20 protein-coding genes and 1 pseudogene are annotated in these 20312 nt (G+C 66.9%); 12 read left to right on the forward strand and 9 right to left on the reverse strand.

The window, feature by feature from the left end; translation table 11 throughout:
• Positions 1–7: 7 nt before the first annotated feature.
• The 3 genes from atpE to AX767_RS08725 are packed head-to-tail and all read right to left on the reverse strand — an operon-like array spanning position 8 to position 1713.
• A complete protein-coding gene (atpE, locus tag AX767_RS08715) occupies positions 8–277 on the reverse strand; it encodes a F0F1 ATP synthase subunit C (protein WP_013543869.1) in 270 nt (89 codons plus the stop codon).
• Positions 278–337: 60 nt separating this feature from the next.
• Positions 338–1216 carry a F0F1 ATP synthase subunit A gene (gene atpB, locus AX767_RS08720; RefSeq protein ID WP_068630471.1) on the reverse strand — a complete coding sequence of 293 codons (879 nt, stop codon included), beginning with the start codon at positions 1214–1216 and terminating at the stop codon, positions 338–340.
• Positions 1217–1242: 26 nt separating this feature from the next.
• Entirely contained in the window at positions 1243–1713 is a 471-nt protein-coding gene (locus AX767_RS08725; protein ID WP_068630473.1) for an ATP synthase subunit I, read from the reverse strand.
• A gap of 138 nt (positions 1714–1851) precedes the next feature.
• On the opposite strand from AX767_RS08725, the gene AX767_RS08730 reads away from it, so the two are divergent.
• The 9 genes from AX767_RS08730 to AX767_RS08770 all read left to right on the forward strand — a co-directional run bounded on the left by AX767_RS08730 (position 1852) and on the right by AX767_RS08770 (position 9689).
• The gene (locus AX767_RS08730; RefSeq protein WP_068630475.1) at positions 1852–2745 is read left to right on the forward strand and encodes a D-amino acid aminotransferase; all 894 of its coding nucleotides are present in this window, start codon (positions 1852–1854) and stop codon (positions 2743–2745) included.
• Positions 2742–3023 (forward strand): YbeD family protein, encoded by a 282-nt coding sequence (locus AX767_RS08735; RefSeq protein WP_068630477.1) that lies wholly within the window; start codon positions 2742–2744, stop codon positions 3021–3023. The genes AX767_RS08730 and AX767_RS08735 overlap by 4 nt, the downstream gene beginning before the upstream one ends.
• A 151-nt stretch (positions 3024–3174) precedes the next feature.
• Positions 3175–3876, forward strand: a complete 702-nt coding sequence (gene lipB / locus AX767_RS08740; RefSeq protein ID WP_068630478.1) for a lipoyl(octanoyl) transferase LipB — start codon at positions 3175–3177, stop codon at positions 3874–3876.
• A gap of 10 nt (positions 3877–3886) precedes the next feature.
• Entirely contained in the window at positions 3887–4879 is a 993-nt protein-coding gene (gene lipA / locus AX767_RS08745; RefSeq protein ID WP_068630481.1) for a lipoyl synthase, read from the forward strand.
• Positions 4880–4895: 16 nt separating this feature from the next.
• Positions 4896–5531: a 7-carboxy-7-deazaguanine synthase gene (queE, locus tag AX767_RS08750; RefSeq protein WP_068633498.1), complete on the forward strand. Its 636-nt coding sequence runs from the start codon at positions 4896–4898 to the stop codon at positions 5529–5531.
• Positions 5528–5899 (forward strand): 6-carboxytetrahydropterin synthase, encoded by a 372-nt coding sequence (locus AX767_RS08755; protein WP_068630483.1) that lies wholly within the window; start codon positions 5528–5530, stop codon positions 5897–5899. Before queE ends, AX767_RS08755 begins: the two co-directional genes overlap by 4 nt.
• A gap of 275 nt (positions 5900–6174) precedes the next feature.
• On the forward strand, positions 6175–7701 hold the full coding sequence (locus AX767_RS08760; protein WP_156481120.1) for a class I adenylate-forming enzyme family protein: 1527 nt from the start codon (positions 6175–6177) through the stop codon (positions 7699–7701).
• Positions 7682–8809: an SLC13 family permease gene (locus AX767_RS08765; protein ID WP_443082777.1), complete on the forward strand. Its 1128-nt coding sequence runs from the start codon at positions 7682–7684 to the stop codon at positions 8807–8809. Before AX767_RS08760 ends, AX767_RS08765 begins: the two co-directional genes overlap by 20 nt.
• Positions 8810–8843: 34 nt before the next feature.
• A complete protein-coding gene (locus AX767_RS08770) occupies positions 8844–9689 on the forward strand; it encodes a DMT family transporter (protein WP_068630489.1) in 846 nt (281 codons plus the stop codon).
• Between the two features lies 1 nt (position 9690).
• On the opposite strand, the gene AX767_RS08775 is transcribed toward AX767_RS08770, so the two are convergent.
• From AX767_RS08775 to AX767_RS08785, 3 genes are read right to left on the reverse strand one after another with little or no spacing between them, the layout of a single operon-like run.
• Complete coding sequence (locus tag AX767_RS08775; protein WP_082754923.1) at positions 9691–10212, reverse strand: hypothetical protein; 522 nt, start codon at positions 10210–10212, stop codon at positions 9691–9693.
• Positions 10213–10270: 58 nt separating this feature from the next.
• A complete protein-coding gene (locus AX767_RS08780; protein ID WP_068630491.1) occupies positions 10271–12631 on the reverse strand; it encodes a cytochrome P450/oxidoreductase in 2361 nt (786 codons plus the stop codon).
• A 15-nt stretch (positions 12632–12646) separates the two neighbouring features.
• Entirely contained in the window at positions 12647–13615 is a 969-nt protein-coding gene (locus AX767_RS08785; RefSeq protein ID WP_068630493.1) for a Bug family tripartite tricarboxylate transporter substrate binding protein, read from the reverse strand.
• A 105-nt stretch (positions 13616–13720) separates the two neighbouring features.
• Here AX767_RS08785 and AX767_RS08790 point away from each other — a divergent pair, with 105 nt between their 5' ends.
• Positions 13721–14509 carry an IclR family transcriptional regulator gene (locus tag AX767_RS08790; protein ID WP_068630495.1) on the forward strand — a complete coding sequence of 263 codons (789 nt, stop codon included), beginning with the start codon at positions 13721–13723 and terminating at the stop codon, positions 14507–14509.
• A gap of 10 nt (positions 14510–14519) precedes the next feature.
• Here AX767_RS08790 and AX767_RS08795 read toward each other — a convergent pair whose 3' ends face one another.
• The 3 genes from AX767_RS08795 to AX767_RS08805 form a co-directional block, all read right to left on the reverse strand.
• Positions 14520–16607 (reverse strand): TonB-dependent receptor, encoded by a 2088-nt coding sequence (locus AX767_RS08795; protein WP_082754925.1) that lies wholly within the window; start codon positions 16605–16607, stop codon positions 14520–14522.
• Positions 16604–17140 (reverse strand): hypothetical protein, encoded by a 537-nt coding sequence (locus tag AX767_RS08800; protein WP_068630497.1) that lies wholly within the window; start codon positions 17138–17140, stop codon positions 16604–16606. The genes AX767_RS08795 and AX767_RS08800 overlap by 4 nt, the downstream gene beginning before the upstream one ends.
• 174 nt (positions 17141–17314) lie before the next feature.
• On the reverse strand, positions 17315–17878 hold the full coding sequence (locus AX767_RS08805) for a hypothetical protein (protein WP_156481000.1): 564 nt from the start codon (positions 17876–17878) through the stop codon (positions 17315–17317).
• Positions 17879–18371: 493 nt separating this feature from the next.
• Here AX767_RS08805 and AX767_RS08810 point away from each other — a divergent pair.
• Together AX767_RS08810 and AX767_RS22025 are read left to right on the forward strand one after the other, a co-directional pair.
• Positions 18372–19700, forward strand: a pseudogene (locus AX767_RS08810) (TonB-dependent receptor); the annotation flags it as partial.
• Between the two features lie 95 nt (positions 19701–19795).
• Entirely contained in the window at positions 19796–20296 is a 501-nt protein-coding gene (locus tag AX767_RS22025) for a TonB-dependent receptor domain-containing protein (protein ID WP_250636737.1), read from the forward strand.
• Positions 20297–20312: the final 16 nt, after the last annotated feature.

A 20312-nucleotide genomic window follows, 5' to 3' on the forward strand; every position in this document is an offset into this window, starting at 1 on the left:
AACGGGCTTACTTCGGCAGGTTGGCCAGGAAGGTCGCAGCGAACGGGTTGGCGAAGGCGAACAACAGGGCGATGGCCACACCGATCAGGAAGGCCGCGTCGATCAGCCCGGCCAAGATGAACATCTTGGTTTGCAGGTCGTTCATGAGTTCAGGCTGACGGGCCGACGATTCGAGGAACTTGCCGCCCATCAACGCGATGCCGATGGAAGCACCGATCGCGCCGAGACCGACGATCAAACCACAAGCCAGAGCGACGAGACCGAGAATGTTTTCCATGATGACTCCTAAGATTACAGATTGAAAGCGAAAGAAAAGAACGAAAGCGAGAAACGAGGCTCAATGGCCCTCATGTGCCTGGCCCAGATAAATGAGCGTCAACATCATGAAAATGAATGCCTGAAGCGTGATGATCAAAATGTGAAAGATCGCCCAGACGGTTCCGGCAATGATGTGCCCAAGGGGCAGCAGCACGCCGGGCAACGAGGCCGCCATCGCACCGCCCATGAGTGCGATCAGCATGAACACGAGCTCGCCCGCGTACATATTGCCGAACAGCCGCATGCCATGCGAAACAGTTTTGGCCAAGTATTCGATGACCTGCATCAGCAGGTTGACCGGCCACAACAGCGGGTGTGCGCCGAAGGGTGCGGTGATGAGTTCGTGGCTCCAGCCGCCCAGGCCCTTGACCTTGATGCCGTAGAACAGGCACAGCAGCAGCACGGAGGTCGACAGACCCAGCGTGGTGGAGAGATCGGCCGTCGGCACGACACGCATGTAGGCATGGGCCGGATCGTGGCCACCCACCTCGAACAGCTTGGCCCAGAGGGCCGGCAGCAGGTCGACCGGCAACATGTCCATGGCGTTCAGCAGGAAGATCCAGACGAACACGGTGAGCGCGAGCGGCGCGATGAACTTGCGGCTTTGCGCGTTGTGAATGTTCGCCTTGGCCTGGTTGTCGACCATCTCGACCAGGATTTCGACAGCTGCCTGGAAGCGACCCGGCACACCGGCGGTCGCCTTGCGCGCCGCGAGCCACAGCACGAAGCAGCCGATGACGCCGATGGCCAGCGCATAGAGCACCGAATCGAGGTTGATGACGTTGAAGTCAACGATAGCGGTCTGCACCACGGAATTCAGCCCCCAGTCGACTTGCCAGTGCTGGAGGTGGTGAACGATGTATTCACTCGCGGTCGGGGCGTGTCCTTCGGCGGCCATCTTTCAGCGTCTCTTTTCCAAAACAATCAATTCCGTTTCAACAACCCGGGCCGCACCATCAGTGCCACCCAGTACATCTTCATGGCGACCACCACACCAGCCAGCAAAGCCAACCAGACGAGCCCCCCGATCAACGCCGGCGCCGCCGCCAGCAATCCGACGGTCAACACAATCTTGATCGACTCCCACACGAAAAACCTCAGCATGGCAGCCTGTGTCGCCATGCCTTCCCTGCGACGCACGCCCTGCGCGAACAACGCTGCAGGAATCGCCACCGCCATCGCCCCGTAGAACGCGGACACCGCCGCCACCGGCTGACCCACCCACATCCAGGCCAGGCAAGCAGTCACCGCGCCGGCCACCACTTGGGCGCCAACCACCCACCAGGGCGACATTTCGGGGTTTCGCTCACGCAACCGTGCGGCCTCATCGGCCGTCAGTGGCTTGAAATCAGATTCTTCGGCATCGACCTCTGGCACAGGGGCGTTGTTTGTCATTGGAATGCCGCCCGCGTTGTATCCAGAGAATTTCACAAAGCCATTGATTATATGTAAGAAGTTGGACGATCCCGCCACTAAGTCACAGGTCGAGCGACATAGGCGCGACCGACGGCAACGCCACGGATAATTTGCGTCATGCATGAACCCGACTTCTCCCAGCACGACGCACTCTGCTACCTCGACGGCGCCTTCACGCCGCTCCGCGACGCCAAGGTCAGCGTGCTCGACCGCGGCTTTATTTTTGGCGACGGCGTGTACGAAGTCGTGCCGGTCTACGGTGGTGCACCTTTTTGCTTCGACGAGCACATGGCGCGCTTGGGCCGCTCGCTGGCCGAATTGCAGATTCCCAATCCCCTGACCACGGCGCAGTGGCGCGACATCACCTTGCGCCTGATCGCGCCGGGCGGGACGGCGCCGCAGGCGGTCTACTTCCAGATCACGCGCGGCGTGGCGCCGCGCGACCACGCCATGCCGAAGGGGCTCACGCCAACGGTTTTCGCCATGGTGAACCCGCTCAAGCCGGTGGCAGATGCGGTGCGCGCTGCGGGCGTGACCTGCGTGACGGCGCCTGATTTCCGTTGGCAGAAAGCGCACATCAAGGCCACCAGTTTGCTGGGTGCGGTGCTGGCGCGGCAGATCAGTGTCGAGGCCGGCGCGGCGGAGACCGTCATGTTTCGCGACGATGTGCTGAGCGAGGCCTCGTCGAGCAACGTCTGGGTCGTGAAAAACGGCGGCGTCGCCGGCCCGCCCAGCGACGAGCGCGTGCTCACGGGCATTCGCTACGGCCTGCTGGGAAGGCTGTGCGCCGAAGCGGGCATTCCATTTGCGCTGCGGAACATCACGCGCGACGAGGTGTTCGCCGCCGACGAACTGTTCCTGTCGTCGGCCAGCAAGGAAGTGTTGCCGGTCGTCGCGCTCGATGGGCAACCCATTGGGAACGGCGTGCCAGGCCCCATTTACAAGCAGCTGTATGCCGCCTACCAGGCGGCCAAGCAGCACAACGCAACAACGCATGGAGCCCCGACATGAGCACGCCCGATCCCGTCAAGCAGGAGTCGCTGATCGAATATCCCTCGCAGTTCCCCATCAAGGTGATGGGGCTGAAGGCCGACGGCTTCGTGCACGCCATCACGCAGATCGCTGAACAGTTCGACCCGGCGTTCGACGCCAGCACGATCGAACTGCGCAACAGCAAAGCCGGCAACTACCTGGGCGTGACGATCACCGTCACGGCGACGAGCCGCGAGCAGCTCGACGACATTTACCGCGCGCTCTCGACGAACCCGATGGTCAAGGTCGTGCTGTGACGCGACTGCGGCACGTCGTGGCGACGCTGTGCGCCGGCGGACTGGATCCCCAAAACTTGGCCATCGCACGCAAGGCCCGTCGTGTCGCGGACGATGCGTTCTTGACCCTCGCGATCGGCGAAGCTCGTGTGCCTGCGCCTCCGGACCTCCGATGAGCGACACGTCGAACGCCACGGCGCCCGCGCTCGACGTGCGGATGCTCGGTCGCGTCGACTATGCCGCCACCTTCGAAGCCATGCGGCAGATCACGCTGGAGCGCGCGCCGGACACGCCCGACCGGCTGTGGATTTGCGAGCACGCGCCGGTGTTCACCCAGGGACTGGCCGGCAAGCCGGACCACCTCCTGACCCCGGGCGACATTCCCGTCGTGCAAACCGACCGCGGCGGCCAGGTCACGTTCCACGGGCCGGGCCAGGTGGTGGCGTACCCGCTGCTCGACCTGCGGCGCGCCGGCTACTACGTCAAGGAATACGTCTACCGTCTCGAAGAAGCCGTGCTGCGAACGCTGGCGCATTTCGGGGTGACGGGGCATCGCCTGCCGGGCGCGCCCGGCATCTATGTGCGGCTCGACGACCCGTTTTCGCACGCCGCTCTGACGGGGCCCTTCCCCGCCAGCGACCCGTTCCGGGGCCTCGGCAAGATCGCAGCGCTCGGAATCAAGGTCAGCCGCCATTGCACGTATCACGGCGTCGCGCTGAACGTCGCGATGGACCTCGAACCCTTCTCGCGGGTCAACCCTTGCGGCTACGCGGGGCTGAAAACGGTCGACCTTTCTACAATCGGCATCCAAACCACCTGGGACGAAGCGGCCGGGGCACTGGGCCAAAAGCTCGTTGCGTACCTGGCACCTTGATCAAGCCACCATGAGCACCACCGAAGTCGTTCGCGACGCCCAATCCACCGAAAACTACAACCCGCTCGCCAAGCAGAAGGCCGGCGCGAAGCTCTCGCGCATCCCGGTCAAGGTGGTGCAGACCGGCGAAGTGCTCAAGAAGCCGGAGTGGATTCGCGTCAAGGCCGGCTCGCCCACCACGCGCTTCTACGAGATCAAGCAGATCCTGCGCGAGAGCAACCTGCACACCGTGTGCGAGGAAGCCTCGTGCCCGAACATCGGCGAGTGCTTCGGCAACGGCACCGCGACGTTCATGATCATGGGCGACAAGTGCACGCGTCGCTGCCCGTTCTGCGACGTCGGCCACGGCCGGCCCGACCCGCTCGACAAGGACGAGCCGCTGAACCTGGCGAAGACCATTGCCAAGTTGCGCCTGAAGTACGTGGTGATCACCAGCGTCGACCGCGACGATCTGCGCGACGGCGGCAGCCAGCATTTCGTCGACTGCATCCGGAACATCCGCGCGCTCTCGCCGATGACGCAGATCGAGATCCTGGTGCCCGACTTTCGCGGCCGCGACGACCGCGCGCTCGACATCCTCAAGCTCGCGCCGCCCGACGTGATGAACCACAACCTGGAAACCGCGCCGCGCCTCTACAAGGAAGCGCGCCCCGGCAGCGACTACCAGTTCAGCCTCAATCTGCTCAAGAAGTTCAAGGCGCTGCACCCGACCGTGCCGACCAAGAGCGGCATCATGGTCGGCCTCGGCGAGACCGACGAGGAGATCCTCCAGGTGATGCGCGACATGCGCGGACACGGCATCGACATGCTCACGATCGGCCAGTACCTGTCGCCGTCGGGTTCGCACCTGCCGGTGCGCCGCTACGTGCACCCGGACACCTTCAAGATGTTCGAGGAAGAGGCCTACAAAATGGGCTTCAGCCACGCCGCTGTCGGTGCGATGGTCCGCAGTTCGTACCACGCCGACCAGCAGGCGCATGCCGCGGGCGTGCCGGCAACGTGACGGTTCGGGCGGTGGCGTGACCTACGCGGTCAAGGAGATCTTCTACACACTGCAGGGCGAAGGCGCGAACGCCGGTCGCCCGGCCGTGTTCTGCCGTTTTGCCGGCTGCAACCTGTGGACCGGCCGCGAGCAAGACCGTGCAACCGCGGTCTGCCAGTTCTGCGACACCGAGTTCGTCGGCACCGACGGCACGTCCGGTGGCAAGTACAAAAGCGCCGACGCGCTGGCCGACCAGATCGCCAGCGAATGGACGCCCGCATCAGCTGCAGAGCGCTTCTGCGTGCTCACCGGCGGCGAGCCGCTGCTGCAGGTCGACGAGGCCTTGTTGCAGGCACTGCACGCGCGCGGCTTCCAGATCGCGGTCGAGACCAACGGCACGGTCGAAGTGCCTGCAGGGATCGATTGGGTCTGCGTGAGCCCCAAGGCCGGCGCCACCCTTCTCGTGCACGCGGGCGATGAACTCAAGGTCGTGGTGCCGCAGCCGGGGCTGGATCTGGATGCCTTGGCGGCGCTGCCCTTCGGCCACCGCTTGCTGCAACCGATGGACGGGCCGCTGCAGCGCGACAACACCGCGTGGGCGATCCGATATTGCCTGGCCGATCCGCGCTGGCGGCTCAGCGTGCAGACCCACAAGGTCGTGGGCATCCGATGAAGTACGAGATTTCGCAGCGCTTCTTTTTTGATGCGGCGCACACGCTGCGGCGCCAGATCGACACCGACAGCAGTGCGCGCATCCACGGTCACACCTACCAGAGCGAAGTGGCGCTGCGCGGCACGCCCGATCCGGCGACCGGCATGGTGGTCGATCTGGGGGCGTTGAGGGCGGAACTCAAAAGCCTGCGCGAGCGGCTCGATCACCGGTTTCTCGACGAGGTCGACGGCATCGGCGCGCCGACCCTCGAAAACCTGTGTGCTTACATCGTGGAGGCGCTGGCCGGCAGCGGCTTGCCGCTCTGCCGCGTCTCGGTGTGGCGCGACGGCATCGGCGACCGTTGCGACCTGTGGCTGGATCAGGACTGACGGGGGACCGGACGGCGGGTCGGGGGGCCCGAACGCTTGTCGTCGGCGCGAACCAGAATGGTGCGGGTGGAATGACTCATGGGGTGCTCCAGATACTTTGAGGCAGCCCGGGCTGGGCCTGCGTCTTCTGGCAACGCGGCGCCCCCGAGTCGCGTTGACGAGCGGTGCACCGACACACCGGATCGATACCCATCTTTACGCTCTTGCGGCATTGCGGGTACAACCGACAGCCCTGCTCTACACGACCGACATCCATGGACTCCTTCCTCACCGCCATGGCGCGCGACTTCGGCGCCATTGCCGACCTGATCCGCCTCCACGCCCAGACCCGTCCGGACAGCCTTGCGCTGCAAGACAGCAAGTCCTCGCTCACTTACGGTCAGCTCGACGCGCTGATGGACCGGATCGCCGCCAGCCTGCAACGCGACGGCTTGAAAGCCGGTGATGCGATCGCGATTTGCGCCGCCGCATCGGTCTCCTACGCCGCCGTGTTCCTCGGTGCCTTGCGAGCGGGCGTGGCTGTCGCGCCGCTGGCGCCCGGCTCTACGCCCGCCAGCCTCCTCCGCATGATGGAAGACGCCGAGGCGCGCCTGCTCTTCACCGACATGGCCGCGGTCGAGACACTGGGCCCGACACAGGACGGAACGCCGCTGCGCATCGCGATCGACGGTTCCGCCGCCGGCCGCGGGCTCGATGACTGGCTGGCCGCACCGGGCGCGCGCCCGGCCGAGGTCTCGCCGGCACCCGGCTGGCCTTTCAACATCATCTATTCCTCGGGCACCACCGGCGACCCGAAAGGCATCGTGCAAGGCCACGGGATGCGCTGGGCACATGTGCAACGCGGCGGCAAGTACGAATACAGCCCGGAGACGGTCACGCTGCTCTCGACGCCGCTCTACTCCAACACCACGCTCGTCGTGTTCTTCCCGACGATCGCGTTCGGCGGCCGCGTCATCCTGATGCCGAAATTCGATGCCGCCGGCTATCTGCAACTCGCGCAACAGCACCGCGTGACGCACACGATGCTGGTGCCCGTGCAATACCAGCGGCTGATGGCGCATCCCGCCTTCGACGCGCACGACCTCTCTGCCTACCGGTTCAAGTTCAGCACCAGCGCACCCTTTAACGCGGCGCTGAAGGCCGACGTACTCGCGCGCTGGCCGGGCGGACTGATCGAGTTCTACGGCATGACCGAAGGCGGCGGCACCTGCATCCTCGAGGCGCACCTGCACCCGACCAAGCTGCACACCGTCGGGCAGCCGGCCGAAGGCAGCGACATCCGCCTCATCGACGAGGAAGGCTGCGAAGTCGCGCCCGGTGCCGATGGCGAGGTGGTCGGCAGTTCGGCCGGCATGATGACCGGCTACCACCGCCAGCCCGAGAAGACGCGCGAAGCCGAATGGTTCGACGCCACCGGCAAGCGCTTCATCCGCACCGGCGACGTGGGCCGTTTCGATGCCGACGGCTTTCTCACCCTGTTCGATCGCAAGAAGGACATGGTCATCAGCGGCGGTTTCAATATCTACCCGAGCGATCTGGAAGCCGTGGTGCGCGCACATCCCGCCGTCGCCGACGTCGCCGTGGTCGGCGTGCCTTCCGTGCAATGGGGCGAGACGCCGGTGGCCTTCGTGGTGCGCCGGCCCGGCGACGACACGCCGGCCGACGCGCTGCTGCAATGGACCAACGACCAGCTCGGCAAGACCCAGCGCCTGGCCTCGCTCGAATTCATCGACGAGTTGCCGCGCAGCGCGATCGGCAAGGTGCTCAAGCGCGAGCTGCGCGATTTGCATGCCCGCCGCTGATGGCCCGCAGACACCACCGGCAGAGCGCAGCGGCAACGGCCTGCTCTGGGTGCTGGTCGCCGTGGCGATCGCCTTCGCCTTCATCCGGCCGCGCGCACCGCTCGACACCCTGAAGCTGGTCGACTGGCAAACCGTCGGCGCGCTGGCGGGGTTGCTCGCCATCACGCAGGGCGTGGAGAAGAGCGGCATGCTGCAAGCGACCGCGCAACGGCTGCTCGGCAAGATGACCGACCTGCGCAGCCTCGCCTTCCTGCTGACCGCCGGTGCTGCGGTGCTCTCGGCGCTGGTCACCAACGACGTGAGCCTGTTCCTGCTGGTGCCTCTCACCCGCGTGCTCGCGACGCAAGCGCATTTGCCGCTGGCCAGACTCGTGGTGCTCGAGGCACTCGCAGTGAACGCCGGCTCGGCCCTCACACCGATCGGCAACCCGCAAAACCTCTACCTCTGGCATCGGTCGGGCGTGAGTTTCTTCGGCTTCATGGGCATGATGGCGCCGACCGTCGCCGTCATGCTGTTCTGGCTCTTCGTGGCAGTGTGGTTTCTCGTGCCGCGCACGCCCATCACGCTCAAGCCCGCGACCGAAACGGCGCCTGTGCAGCCCCGGCTGCTCACGCTCGCCGGCGTGTTGTTCCTCGCCTTCGTGATCGCGCTCGACCGGCACTGGCTGCTGGCCGCCCTCGGCGTGGTGTTCGGCGCGTTCCTGCTCTTCTATCCGCGCGTGCTGCGCGGCGTCGACTGGGCGCTGCTGGCGATCATCGCGCTGATGTTCGTCGACCTGCGCCAGCTCGCGGAGCTGCCGGCCATCGCCGCGCAGCTGAAGCAATGGCCGATCGCCGAAGGCTGGCGGGCCTACCTCGCCGCGGTCGTCACTTCGCAATTCATCAGCAACGTGCCGGCCGCGATCCTGCTCGACGGCCCGGTGCGCGACCTGCCTGCACTGGCCGCCGGCGTGAGCGTCGGTGGCTTTGGCTGCGTGCTCGGCTCGCTCGCCAACCTCATCGCGCTTCGACTTGCGCGCCTTCCGCACGGCCTGGCCGAGTTCCACAAGATCAGCATCCCGTTCATGATCGTTTGCGCCGCGTCGGCCTTGCTGTTGCGTCTCGGCTGAACGGGGCATTCGCGGGCTCGCATAAGCTCAGCGGATGCCCGCTTCCTACCTCTACGCGCTGGGGGCGATCGCGCTCTGGGCCCTGCTCGCTTCGCTCGGCACGGCGCTCTCGCACCTTCCACCCTTTCTGCTCACAGGCTTGGCACTCACCCTTGGGAGCCTGCTGAGCCTGCCGAGCGTGCTGCGCGATCGCGCCGCGTGGAAGGTGCCGCCCCTCACGCTGGCACTTGGCATCTACGGCCTCTTCGGCTTTCACTTCCTGCTCTTCATCGCGCTGCGCCATGCGCCGCCGGTGGAAGCCAATCTCGTCAACTACCTCTGGCCGCTCTTGATGGTGGTGCTCGCGCCGGTGCTGTTGCGCGGTGTGTCGTTGCGCGCGCTGCATGTGGTGGCGGCATTGCTGGGCTTCGTCGGCGCGGCCATCGCGATCCTCGGCGCGCGCAACGATGCAGGTCACGCGAGCGGCGAAACCTGGGGCTTCGCGCTCGCGGCCTGCTCGGCTTTCATCTGGGCGAGCTATTCGCTCTGGACACAACGTGTGCCAGCGTTTCCGACCGCGGCCATCGGCCTGTTCGGTCTGGTGTCGGGCCTGCTCTCGCTGGCCTGCCACGCGCTACTGGAACCGTCGGTGGCGCTGTCGATGGGCGACGGGCTGCTGGTCGCGCTGTGCGGGCTCGGCCCGCTGGGCGCCGCGTTCTATCTGTGGGACATGGCCCTCAAGCGCGGCGATGCGCGGCAGATCGGCATCCTGAGCTACCTCACGCCGCTGGCATCGACGGCGTTGCTGCTCGTGGTCACCGGACGGCCGCTGAGCTGGACGATCGCGCTGGCGGCAGCGCTGATCATTTCCGCAGCCGTCATGGGAACGCGGGCGCGTTAGCTCACTGCGCGGCGGCTGGCGTTTGCGCCGCCGTCGCCAATGGGCGTGCCAGCTTCATCTGCTCGGGCGTGAGCGACGCCGTCGACACGATCGTCAGGCTGTCACCACGCGAAGAAGTCTTGGCCGTCTTCGATTCCAGCGTGCTGCTCACGGTTTCCGGGAACACGTACATCGCGCCGGTCGCCGGGTCGACGCCGATCATCCCGATCAGACCGCCGAACAGGAGGTTGCCGATGTACCAGCCGCTCACCGTCGACTCGAGCTTCACTTCGGTCGAGGCGAAGCCTTCCTTGGCGAAGGTGATCGTGTAGACCTCGGACTTGAAGTAGCCGGCGCCGCGATTGACCTGCAAGGTCAGCGGCGTCACGCCGTTGTGGACCGTGACACCGGCCCGGTTGACGACCAGCGCCGTGGCACCGTCGGGCACGCTGCTGATCGTGATGGCCTGCGTCTTGCCGTTGAAGATACTGGCACAGCCGGACAACGCCAGCACCACGGCACCTGCCGCGAAAAATCGCTTCATGAGTCACTCCCTGATTGTTTTGTAACGGCTTGATACTAGCCGAACAAAGGGCGTGTTCTCAGAGCGCCAGCACCAACCGGCTGCTGCAGGCGCGCGAACAGCAGGCCATCATTCGCGTGTCGGCTTCGCGCTCGCCGCGCGTGAGCACCACGTCGCGGTGATCAACTTTTCCGGCGAGCACGCGCACTTCGCACGAGCCGCAGAGGCCTTCCTCGCAATCGCTCTGCACATCGATGTTGGCGGCGCGCAGCGCGGTCAGCAGGGTCTGGTCGGCCGGTACGTGGACCACGATGCCGGAGTCTTTGAGTTCGACATCGAAGGCGTGTTCGCGCGACGGATCGAGCGTGCCGAGCTTCGACTCGAAGTGCTCGACGTGCAACGCGTCTTCGGGCCAATTCGCAGCGGCGCAATGCAATGCGAGCGCATCGAGCATGCGCGCCGGGCCGCAGGCGTAGACCTGCGTGTCGGCGCTCGGCGTGGCGAGCAGCGCGGCGAGGTCGTTGCGGCGGCCTTCCTCCTGCGCATGGACCACGAGCCTATCGCCATGCAGCGCGCCGAGTTCATCGACGAAAGCCATGGCGGCGCGCGAGCGGCCGCTGTAGTGCAGCGCGTAGTCGATGCCCAGCACCTTCGCGCGCCGCGCCATCGCGCTCACCGGCGTGATGCCGATGCCGCCGGCGATGAAGATGAGTTTGTTCGCCGATTCGTCGAGGTGAAAGTGATTGCGCGGTCCGCGGATCCGGAGCTTGTCGCCAGGCTTGACGTTCGCGTGCACCCACGACGATCCACCGCGGCTGGAGGGGTCGCGCAGCACCGCAATTTCGAACGCGTGCGCATCCGACGGATCGCCACACAGTGAGTACTGGCGCGACACGTCCGGGTGGCCGCATTCGATGTCGATGTGCGAGCCCGGCGCCCAGCGCGGCATCGGCCGGCTGTCGGGCGCGACGAGGCGCAGCTTCACGATGCCATCGGCCACGGGTGTCACCCTGTCCACCACCACCGGCCGCGTGATCGCGCCCCGTGACGGCTCGCCGATGCGCACCGGCATCGGCGTTTCGGGATGCCTCAGCGCGGGCTGTGCACGCTCGGGATTCAGCGACGGATCCCATTCAACCCACAGATGCTCTGGCCCGCGGAACGAGGTGTTCGGCACGTACGAAAAGGTCTGCACCGAGAGCGTCATGTGCGGCAGGCGGCGCGCGAATTCCTCCATGAAGATCTGCATCTCCATGCGCGCCAGGTTCTTGCCCATGCACTGGTGCGAGCCGTAGCCGAAAGTGAGGTGGTCGCTCGCGTTGTCGCGCCGGATGTCGAACAGATCGCCGTCGGCGAAATGCCCTTCGTCGTGGTTGGCCGACGAGGTGACGATCAACAGCTTGGAGCCCGCCGGCAGATCGACGCCGCCGACCTGTGCATCGGCCGTGACCATGCGCCGCCAGGCTGCGACCGAGCCGTTATGGCGCAGGCACTCTTCGACCGCGTTCGGGATCAGGCTCGGGTCTTCGCAGACCTCGCGCCACACGTCGGGGTGCTGCAGCAGCAGCTTCATCGCGTTGGCCGTCGCGTTCGCCGTGGTTTCGTGCGCAGCCACGATGCCGGCCATCATCATCGAGTGCAGGTACGAGTCGGTGACGACCTCGGGCAGGTCGCGCTGCTTGCGCAAGCCGTACTGCATCCAGCCGCCGCCTTCCGGGTTCTCCCGCATTTTGTCGAGCACCTTGCCGGCGAACTGCCAGAAGTTGCCGACCGCATGCGCGACCGCGACCTGCTCTTCCGGCTTCGGCCGGCCCCAGGTGTTGACGGTGTGCGCGATGGAATATTTGCGCAGCGTGTCCATGTCTTCCTCGGGCACGCCGAGGAAATGCAGCGCCACGGTGAGCGGGATCTCCCACAGCATCTGGTCGACCAGATCGGCCCGCCCGTCGTCGATGAAACGGTCGACGTACTCACGCGCGAGCGCGCGCACCATCGGTTCGTGGTGCCTGAGCGCTTCGGGCGTGAACGGGTCCATCAACGCGCGGCGGCGCGGCATGTGCGCGGGCTCGTCCTCGTTGACCAGCGTGCGGTTCAGCGCGAAGCCGTAGCTCGCGAGCACCGCGTTGGCCTCGTCGCCGGTCGGCGTGATCTTCTCCAGCGCGATCGACGGGCTGAAGGTGATGTTGTCGCGGAAGATCGCCTTGATGTCGTCGTAGCGCGTGACGACCCAGTAGCCCAGCTTCGGGCTCCAGAAGATCGGCTCCTGCTCGCGCGCCCAGCGCACGTACTCGGGCGGGTCCTGCTGGTAGCCGTCTTCGAACGGGTCGAAGTCGGCCGCGCGCTGGCTCACGGGGCAACCCGTCGGCGTGCGGGCGTCCGAAAGCGGAGCATGGGCCACCGGGCAGCCGCCGGCGGGGCGGGCCACTTCAACCGTCGTCATCGCGATCCTTCCCGGTCAGTCCAACGTGATTTTCAGGTCCGTGATGAGCTTCTGCCACTTCGTGGTTTCGGCCTTCAGCAACGCCGCGAACTGCGCCGGCGTGTTGCCGACCGGCTCCACGCCGAAGTCCGTCAGCTTCTTGTGAACGGCGGGGTCGTTGATCGCGGCCACCACCTGCTTGTTGATCGCGGCGATGGTCTCGGGCGGCGTCGCGGCGGGCACCACCAGGCCGACGAGCGCGGCGGCTTCGACGTTCTTGTAGCCGAGCTCTGCGAAGGTCGGCACGTCGGGCAGCTGTGGCAGGCGCGTCGCGTTGGCCACGGCCAGCGCCTTGACCTTGCCGCCCTTGATGAAGCCGGCACCGGCCGCGAGGTCGACCATCATCGCGGGCACCTGGCCGCCGGCCACGTCGGCCAGTGCCGGTGCGGCGCCGCGGTACGGCGCGTGGACCATGAAGAGGCCCGCTTCCGACTTGAGCAGTTCCATCGCCAGGTGGTGCGGGCTGCCCGCGCCGGCCGAGGCGTAGTTGAGGCCGCCTGGCTTGGCCTTGGCCTGCGCGATGAAGTCCTTCGCGCTGGTCACGTTGATGCCGGGACCGACCACCAGGATCATCGGGAAGCGCCCCATCAGCGTGACGGGTGCCAGGTCCTTCGTCGGGTTGTAGCTGAGCGACTTGTACAGCACCGGGTTGAACACGAGCGTGCCGTTGTCGGCCGAGAGCACCGTGTAGCCGTCGGCCGCAGAGCGCGCGACTTCGGCGGCGCCCAGCGCGGTGTTGCCGCCCGGCTTGTTGTCGACCAGCACCGGCTGGCTCACCGCGGTGGACCAAGGCTGGCCGATGGTGCGGGCCAGGAAGTCGGAGCCGCCGCCGGCCGCGTAAGGCACGACCCAACGAATCGGCTTGGTCGGGTAGCCCTGCGCGAAGGCGCTCGTGGCTGCGATGAGGGGGAGTGCCATCAGGCCGATCGCCAGCAATTTTTTCATGTTGTCTCCAGTGCGGGTTGCGGGTTGAGTTCGAGGGGTAACTACGGATTGCGTAATTTTGATACGCATTGCGTAATATTCCTTTTGGTGTTTACCCTTCTTCCGATGTCCGCTGCCCCCACCGCCAACCGCCGCCAGCGCGTGCAATCCGCCGAGACCGGCATGGTCGTGCTGAAGGGCCTGGCGCGGCTCGGCGGCAAGGCCAGCCTCACGGCGCTGGCGGCGCATGTCGAGGAAAGCCCGGCCAAGGTGCACCGCTACCTCGCCAGCCTGATGGAAGAAGGCCTGGTCGCGCAGGACGGCGGCTCGCAGCACTACCACCTGGGCGCCGAGGCGATCCAGATCGGCCTCGCTGCCATGCGGCAGGCCGACCCGATCCGCATTGCCGAGCCGTCGCTGCTGCGCCTGCGCGAACGTCTGGAGGTGACCTGCTTCGTCGCGGTCATGGGCAACCGCGGCCCGACCGTGGTGCGCTTCGAGGAACCCGGCCTGCCGGTGACGGTGAACGTGCGCGTCGGCTCGGTGATGTCACTTCTGTGGTCGGCCACCGGCCGCGTGTTCCTCGCGCTGCTCGACGGCTCCCGCGTGCGGGCGCTGGCCGACGAAGAACTCGCTGCGGCACCGGCCGACCTGCGCGCGCAGCTGGAACGCGTCGACCCCATCGGTCGCCTGTGCGAGAGCGTGCGCACCGCCCGCTGCGCCGTCGTGCGCGACACCTACCAGCGCGGCATCAGCGCGATCGCGGCGCCGCTCTACGACCACGCCGGCCACGTGTGCGCCGTGATCACCGCACTCGGCGCGAGCGGCGGCTTCGATCCTTCGGTGGATGGCGAGATCGCGACCGCGGTGCGCCGTGAAGCGCAAGCGGCGAGCGCGTTGCTGGGCGGGGTTTAGGACACCGCGGTCAGAAAGTCCAGCGGGCACTGAGGCGCGCGCTGCGCGGCTCCATCGGATGCACGTGGCGGTCGTTCACACCGCCGTTGCACGCACCGCTCACGACCTCGCCGCCGGTGCACGAGGCGTAGTAATACTCGATGTCGTTGCCCTTCTTGCCCGCGATGTTGAACACGTCGAGACCGAGCGTCAGGTGCTTGTTCACCGCGTAGCGTCCACCGAAATTGAGCAGCATCGTCGAGCGCGACCGCACGGTGTTTTGCGTGTCGAGCGCGCGCGGGCCGAGGTAACGCAGCCGCAGCGATGCGGTCCACGGACCGTCGATGTAGGTGACGCCGGCCGCGAACACGCGCTCCACCGCGTTGTCGACGTAGTTGCCTTCGCCTTCGGGCGCGAGACCCCGAAAGCGCGCCCGCGACAGCGCGCCGTCGAGCTCGAGGCGCCACGCCCGGTCGAGCTTCCAGCGCAACGTGGCTTCGACGCCGCGGCGGCTGCTCGCGCGACCGGGTTCGGTCGAGCCGGCATCGCCGACGTAGACCAGCTCGGAGTCGAGCTTGAGCTGCCAGAGCGCGACGGTCGCCGTGAGGTCTTCGTTCGGCTGGAAGCGCCAGCCGACTTCGGCGCCCCGACCCTTCACGAGGGCCGGCACGCGGTCGGCCGGCAAACCGGACGCGGGGTCGGTCGAGATGGTGGCGCCGCGCACGTCGTTGCTGTGGAAACCGGTGCCGGCGTTCAGGTAGAGCTCGTGCTGGGGCGTGAGCGTGAAGGCGAGCCCGGCCTTCGGGCTCACGATCGCGTCGTGGCCCCTGCCGCTGTTGAGGGCACCGTAGACCGGCTCTCGCCCTTGCACGTCGTAGCGCAGCATGTCGCCGCGCAGGCCCGCATAGCCGCGCAACCGGTCGCTGAAGTACACGAGCTGCTGCCCGTACACCGAATACAGGTCTTGCTGGACCTTGTCGTTGCGCACCGTCGAGAGCCGCTCGCGGTTCTCGGTGTTGTAGAGCCCCACCTCGCCGATGCGGTCGCCGCGCCATTGCGCGCCGAAGCTCAGCACGCCGTCGAGTGCGCCGAACTTCGTGGGCATCGTGCGGGCGGCCTGGGCGCCGAACACGCGGCGACGGTCGGTCTGCTCGAACTGGTCGCCGTTGACCGGGTTGTTCAGGAAGTAGGTGAAGTCGGAGAACAGGTCGAATTGGTAGTCGATGGCGTACGCGCTGATCGTCGTCTCGCCCTCCGGCCCCTTGTCGAACCATTTGCCCGACAGGCTCAGGCGCTGCGTGTTGCCGCCGTCGGTCGGGTTGAGCGAGCCGAAGCGCGGCAGCTGGCCGCTCGCGATCAGGCGCTCGGGCACCTGGTCGGTCGAGGTCCAGCGGCTCTTGTAGGCCATGCCTGTGATGCTGAAGCCGCGGTTCGGCGAACCCTGCGAGTAGCGCAGCACCGCGTTCGCCTTCTTCAGGTTCTCGGGCACGTCCCACGGACCGTCGTTGCCTTCGATCTCGATCGCGCCGAGCCAGGTCTGGTCGCCCACCGTGCGCGACCCTGCGGCGAGCGCGCGGCGGAAATTGTTCGACCCGTAGGTGATGTCGACGAAGGGCGCGGGCAGCGCGCTGAAGTAGTCGAGGCTCGCGCTGCCGGCGAGCGAGAAATCGCCACCTTCGGCGAAATACGGGCCCTTGCGGTAGCGCACGCCGGAGACCAGCTCCGGAATCAGGAAGTTCAGGTCGGCATAGCCCTGCCCGTGGCCGTGCGTCGGCATGTTGACGGGCATGCCGTCGACGCTGACTGCGAAGTCGGTGCCGTGGTCGAGGTTGAAGCCGCGCAGGAAATACTGGTTGGCCTTGCCGTCGCCCGAGTGCTGCGTCGCGACCACGCCGGGCACCGCTTCCACGATGTCGCCCGGCCGCAACTTGGGCCGCGACTGGAACGACTCGCGCTCGGCGGCGCCTTCGCTGGCGCTGTCGGCCGTGCCGATGGTGGCGTCGCGCGGACCGCGCACCTGGATTTCGGGCAGGTGGCTGTCCTGCGCGAACGCCGTGGCGCCAAAGAATGAAAGCGTGCCGAGGGTCAGGCGGAAGGCCTGGGTTCGCGTCCGGATCATGAAAGGCTCCGGCCGACACCCGCGCGCTGCAGCAGCGTGGCCAGCCGCGACCATTCGGCCGGCAGCAATCCGTCGATCGGCGTGTCGCGCTGCGCCAGCTGCAGCACCTCGTCTACGCTGCGCCGACCGCGGGCCACGCGGGCGCGCGTGCTCATCACGGCGAGATTGCCGGGTGCGTAGTCTGCGTCGGGGTCCAGCCGGCAGACGGACCAGTCGCTGTCGCTGAGTTCGCCATGCGTCAGCGTGAGCCCGGTGACCGGACACGCGACGACATCGATGGCGCGCAGCCAGTGCGAGGTGACCTGTTCGTCGAACGCGCGATTGTGTGCATAGGCGCTGCACCGCAGCTGGAGCCACTTGCGCGCAAAACGGTCGGGCATGGCGCGTGCCGGTCGACGCGTCGCGGCATAAGCGAAACCTTCGCGCACGGTGGTGGGCAACCGCGTCACCTCGAGGTGACTGCGATAGACATAGAGGTCATAGCCCAGGCTACGGCCGGTCTCCGAACGGAGGACTTCAGGAATGCACTGCATGGAACGCTCCGGAGCAACCCGTACGGGGTCGCCCGAGGTGAACGAGAAAGACACCGCCCGCCGAGGTGTTGACACGGGGCGGCAGAGGCGCGACGGCACTGGGCCGATCGCCGCTCGCCCGACCCCGGAAGAGGTCGCAGCGCAGGCCACCGCGTGGCCCGAAAGGTCAGCCGATCAAGCCGAGATCGGCTGCGGCGGCCGCTCGATGCGCCGCGGGTCCGGGTTGCCGGGCGTCACGGCGCCCGCCCCGTTCCACCGCACGGCCAGCGCCTCCGGAGAGGGCGGCAGATCGGCCACGCGGGTGGCGGCCATGAACAGGAACGATGCGCTGGCCTGCCCCAGGTCGGTGGCAGGGCCACGTTCGACATCGGAAGCGTCTTCTGCGACGACGCTGGCATCGCCGGCCTCGTGGTGATGCCGCGCGCCGGTCTCATGCGCGTGCGCATGCGAGAGCGCGTGCCGGTCGACGCCGCCGTACTGCATGCGCCGGAAGTCGCGCCATCCCGCCATCGGGTCCTGCGGATCGTTCGCCACCAGCTGCTTCACGACAGGTACCCGGTGCGTGTGCCGCGCGCCCAGCATCGCAGTGACCGCGGCAGAGGCTGCTTGCAGGGGGAGGCACACCGCCAACAGACACACGATCAGCCATTGCAGCGCCCGCGCGACGGTGCGCAAGGTCGGCCGCCCGACAACATGGGATGCGGGCGCACGACGGTGTGAGGCTTGCGGGGGCGGCATGGAGAGTCCGGAGGATACCTTTGGGATCGAAGCGACTACGCACTGAACGGGCCAACGGATTCAGCCGCGCCGTCGATGGCCCCCAAACCCGGCCGTCAACCAATGCCGCACGAAAAGTAAGCGCATCTCCCGCTCTCTTTGAGACTGGTTCTCATTCCCAATATGATGCAGCCCGCGCCGCAGGGCATCGCCCGTCACTTTCCTTCTCTCCTTTCTGCCCCTCCCTCACTTCATGACGCTTCACCCGTTCCCATCCGAGCAACGCGCGCCCGTGCGCCGAACCTGTTTCCCCCTCACCACGCTGTGCGCACACCTTCTGGGGACCGGGGTCATCGCCCTGTCGGCGGGTGGCGCTGCGGCCCAGACGGTCGAGCCCGCCACCCTGCCGGCGATCACGGTGACCGGCCAGGCCGATGCGACGCTCACACCGGCGCATCCCGGCGGTCAGGTGGCGCGCGGCGGAAGCCTCGGTTTGCTCGGCACGCAGAACGACATGGATGTCCCGTTCAGCACGGTCAACTACACCTCGCAGCTGCTGGAAGATCAACAGGCGCGAACGCTGGCCGACGTGGTCGTGAACGACGCTTCCATCCGCATGTCGACCGGCAGCAACGGCTTCGACGACACCTTCCAGATCCGTGGCTTCGCCGTGCCCGCGGGCGATGTCGGCGTCAACGGCTTGTACGGGCTCATTCCGTCCAGCCGCGTGCCGGCGCAGATCGTCGAACGGGTCGAGGTGCTGAAGGGCCCGGGGGCGTTGGTCAACGGCATTTCGCCGAACGGCAGCATCGGCGGCGGTATCAACATCGTGACCAAGCGCGCGGGCGAAGAACCCCTGACCCGCCTCACGACCGTTTTCGAGAGCCAGTCGAACACCAGCCTGCAGCTCGATGCCGGGCGCCGCTTCGGCGAAGACAACGCCTGGGGCATCCGCTTCAACGGCCTCGTCCGGGACGGCGAGGCGTCGATCGCGGGAGGCAACGTCCAGTCCGGCGTGGGCGCGCTCGGACTGGACTACCGCGGCCCGCGTTTGCGCTGGTCGCTGGATGCCATCACGCAGCACGACGAGACCGACAATTTCCGTCCGCAGATCAACCTGCTGGGCACCGCCGGGATCAGCGCCATTCCGGCGCCGCCGGACGCGCGCTCCAACTTCTTCCCGAACACGACGCTCTCGCAGAAAGACTCGTCGGTCCTGACGCGCCTGGAGTACGACCTCACCGATTCGCTGACCGCCTACGCCGGGATCGGCTACCGCGACGGCAAGAACACGCAGATCTTCCCGGTGACGACCGTGGGCGTGAACGGCGCCGGCAATTTCACCGCGCGCAGCTCCTTCTACGACTCGTACAGCAAGACCACGAGCGGCGACGCCGGCCTGCGCTTTCGCTTCGACACCGGCAGCGTCAAGCACACGCTCACCGCCGGCCTCACCGGCCTGACGCAGGAAGGCGGCAACGCCTACATCCAGTCGACCGGCGCGGTCGCCTCCAACCTCTATTTCCCGCGTCCGCTTCCGCTGGTCACCGCGCCGCGAACCGCCCCCAACAAGGCCTCCGACACCACGCTCACCAGCTTCGCGATCGCCGACACGATGTCGTTCGCGAACGGGCGCTTTCTGCTGACGCTCGGGGCGCGCGACCAGACCGTCGAGGCCGAGGGCTACAACACGACGACCGGCGCGCAGACCAGTCAGTACAAGGCGAGCGCGGTGTCGCCGCTGGCCGGCGTCGTCTTCAAGCCGGTGGACAACGTCTCGCTGTACGGCAACTACACCGAAGGCCTGACGCGCGGCGCCATCGTCGGCCCGGGCTATGCCAACACCGGCGCGGTGCTCAATCCCTACAAGTCCACACAGTACGAAGCCGGCGTGAAGGTCGACCTCGGGCCTTCACGACCACCGCCGCGGTCTATCAGCTGTCGCGTCCCGCGGCCCAGGCCGACGCGTCGAACGTCTACGGCTACTTCGGCGAGCAGCGCAATCGCGGGCTCGAACTGTCGGCCTTCGGTGAAGTGCAACGCGGACTGCGCGGCATCGTCAGCGCGAGCTTCGTCGATGCCAAGCTCACCGAGACCGCGCGCGGCCTGTACCAGGGCAACGACGCGGCTGGCGTGCCCGACAAGACCTTCAGCGCAGGCCTCGACTGGGACACGCCGTGGATTCCCGGCCTGAGCCTGAATGGCCGTGCGATCTACACCTCGGGCTCGTTCCTCAACGCCGCCAACTCGGCGAAGTTCGACAGCTGGACGCGCTTGGACATCGGCGCGCGCTATCGCACCGTCATCGCCGGCAAGCCGGTCGTGTTCCGGGCCAACGTCGAGAACCTGATGAACAAGAACTACTGGCTGACCACCGGCACCTACGTGACCGTCGGCACGCCGCGGACCTTCGTGCTGTCCGCTTCGATCGACCTGTGAACCCAACCGACCCCTC

This window comes from Variovorax sp. PAMC 28711, from assembly GCF_001577265.1.
In the GTDB taxonomy this organism is placed as follows: domain Bacteria; phylum Pseudomonadota; class Gammaproteobacteria; order Burkholderiales; family Burkholderiaceae_C; genus Variovorax.

What these genes read in the sequence shown, in the direction of transcription:
- atpE (WP_013543869.1), bottom strand. Translation starts at nt 277, where the DNA reads ATGGAAAACATTCTCGGTCTCGTCGCTCTGGCTTGTGGTTTGATCGTC.
- atpB (WP_068630471.1), bottom strand. Translation starts at nt 1,216, where the DNA reads ATGGCCGCCGAAGGACACGCCCCGACCGCGAGTGAATACATCGTTCAC.
- AX767_RS08725 (WP_068630473.1), bottom strand. Translation starts at nt 1,713, where the DNA reads ATGACAAACAACGCCCCTGTGCCAGAGGTCGATGCCGAAGAATCTGAT.
- AX767_RS08730 (WP_068630475.1), top strand. Translation starts at nt 1,852, where the DNA reads ATGCATGAACCCGACTTCTCCCAGCACGACGCACTCTGCTACCTCGAC.
- AX767_RS08735 (WP_068630477.1), top strand. Translation starts at nt 2,742, where the DNA reads ATGAGCACGCCCGATCCCGTCAAGCAGGAGTCGCTGATCGAATATCCC.
- lipB (WP_068630478.1), top strand. Translation starts at nt 3,175, where the DNA reads ATGAGCGACACGTCGAACGCCACGGCGCCCGCGCTCGACGTGCGGATG.
- lipA (WP_068630481.1), top strand. Translation starts at nt 3,887, where the DNA reads ATGAGCACCACCGAAGTCGTTCGCGACGCCCAATCCACCGAAAACTAC.
- AX767_RS08755 (WP_068630483.1), top strand. Translation starts at nt 5,528, where the DNA reads ATGAAGTACGAGATTTCGCAGCGCTTCTTTTTTGATGCGGCGCACACG.
- AX767_RS08760 (WP_156481120.1), top strand. Translation starts at nt 6,175, where the DNA reads ATGGCGCGCGACTTCGGCGCCATTGCCGACCTGATCCGCCTCCACGCC.
- AX767_RS08770 (WP_068630489.1), top strand. Translation starts at nt 8,844, where the DNA reads ATGCCCGCTTCCTACCTCTACGCGCTGGGGGCGATCGCGCTCTGGGCC.
- AX767_RS08775 (WP_082754923.1), bottom strand. Translation starts at nt 10,212, where the DNA reads ATGAAGCGATTTTTCGCGGCAGGTGCCGTGGTGCTGGCGTTGTCCGGC.
- AX767_RS08780 (WP_068630491.1), bottom strand. Translation starts at nt 12,631, where the DNA reads ATGACGACGGTTGAAGTGGCCCGCCCCGCCGGCGGCTGCCCGGTGGCC.
- AX767_RS08785 (WP_068630493.1), bottom strand. Translation starts at nt 13,615, where the DNA reads ATGAAAAAATTGCTGGCGATCGGCCTGATGGCACTCCCCCTCATCGCA.
- AX767_RS08790 (WP_068630495.1), top strand. Translation starts at nt 13,721, where the DNA reads ATGTCCGCTGCCCCCACCGCCAACCGCCGCCAGCGCGTGCAATCCGCC.
- AX767_RS08795 (WP_082754925.1), bottom strand. Translation starts at nt 16,607, where the DNA reads ATGATCCGGACGCGAACCCAGGCCTTCCGCCTGACCCTCGGCACGCTT.
- AX767_RS08800 (WP_068630497.1), bottom strand. Translation starts at nt 17,140, where the DNA reads ATGCAGTGCATTCCTGAAGTCCTCCGTTCGGAGACCGGCCGTAGCCTG.
- AX767_RS08805 (WP_156481000.1), bottom strand. Translation starts at nt 17,878, where the DNA reads ATGCCGCCCCCGCAAGCCTCACACCGTCGTGCGCCCGCATCCCATGTT.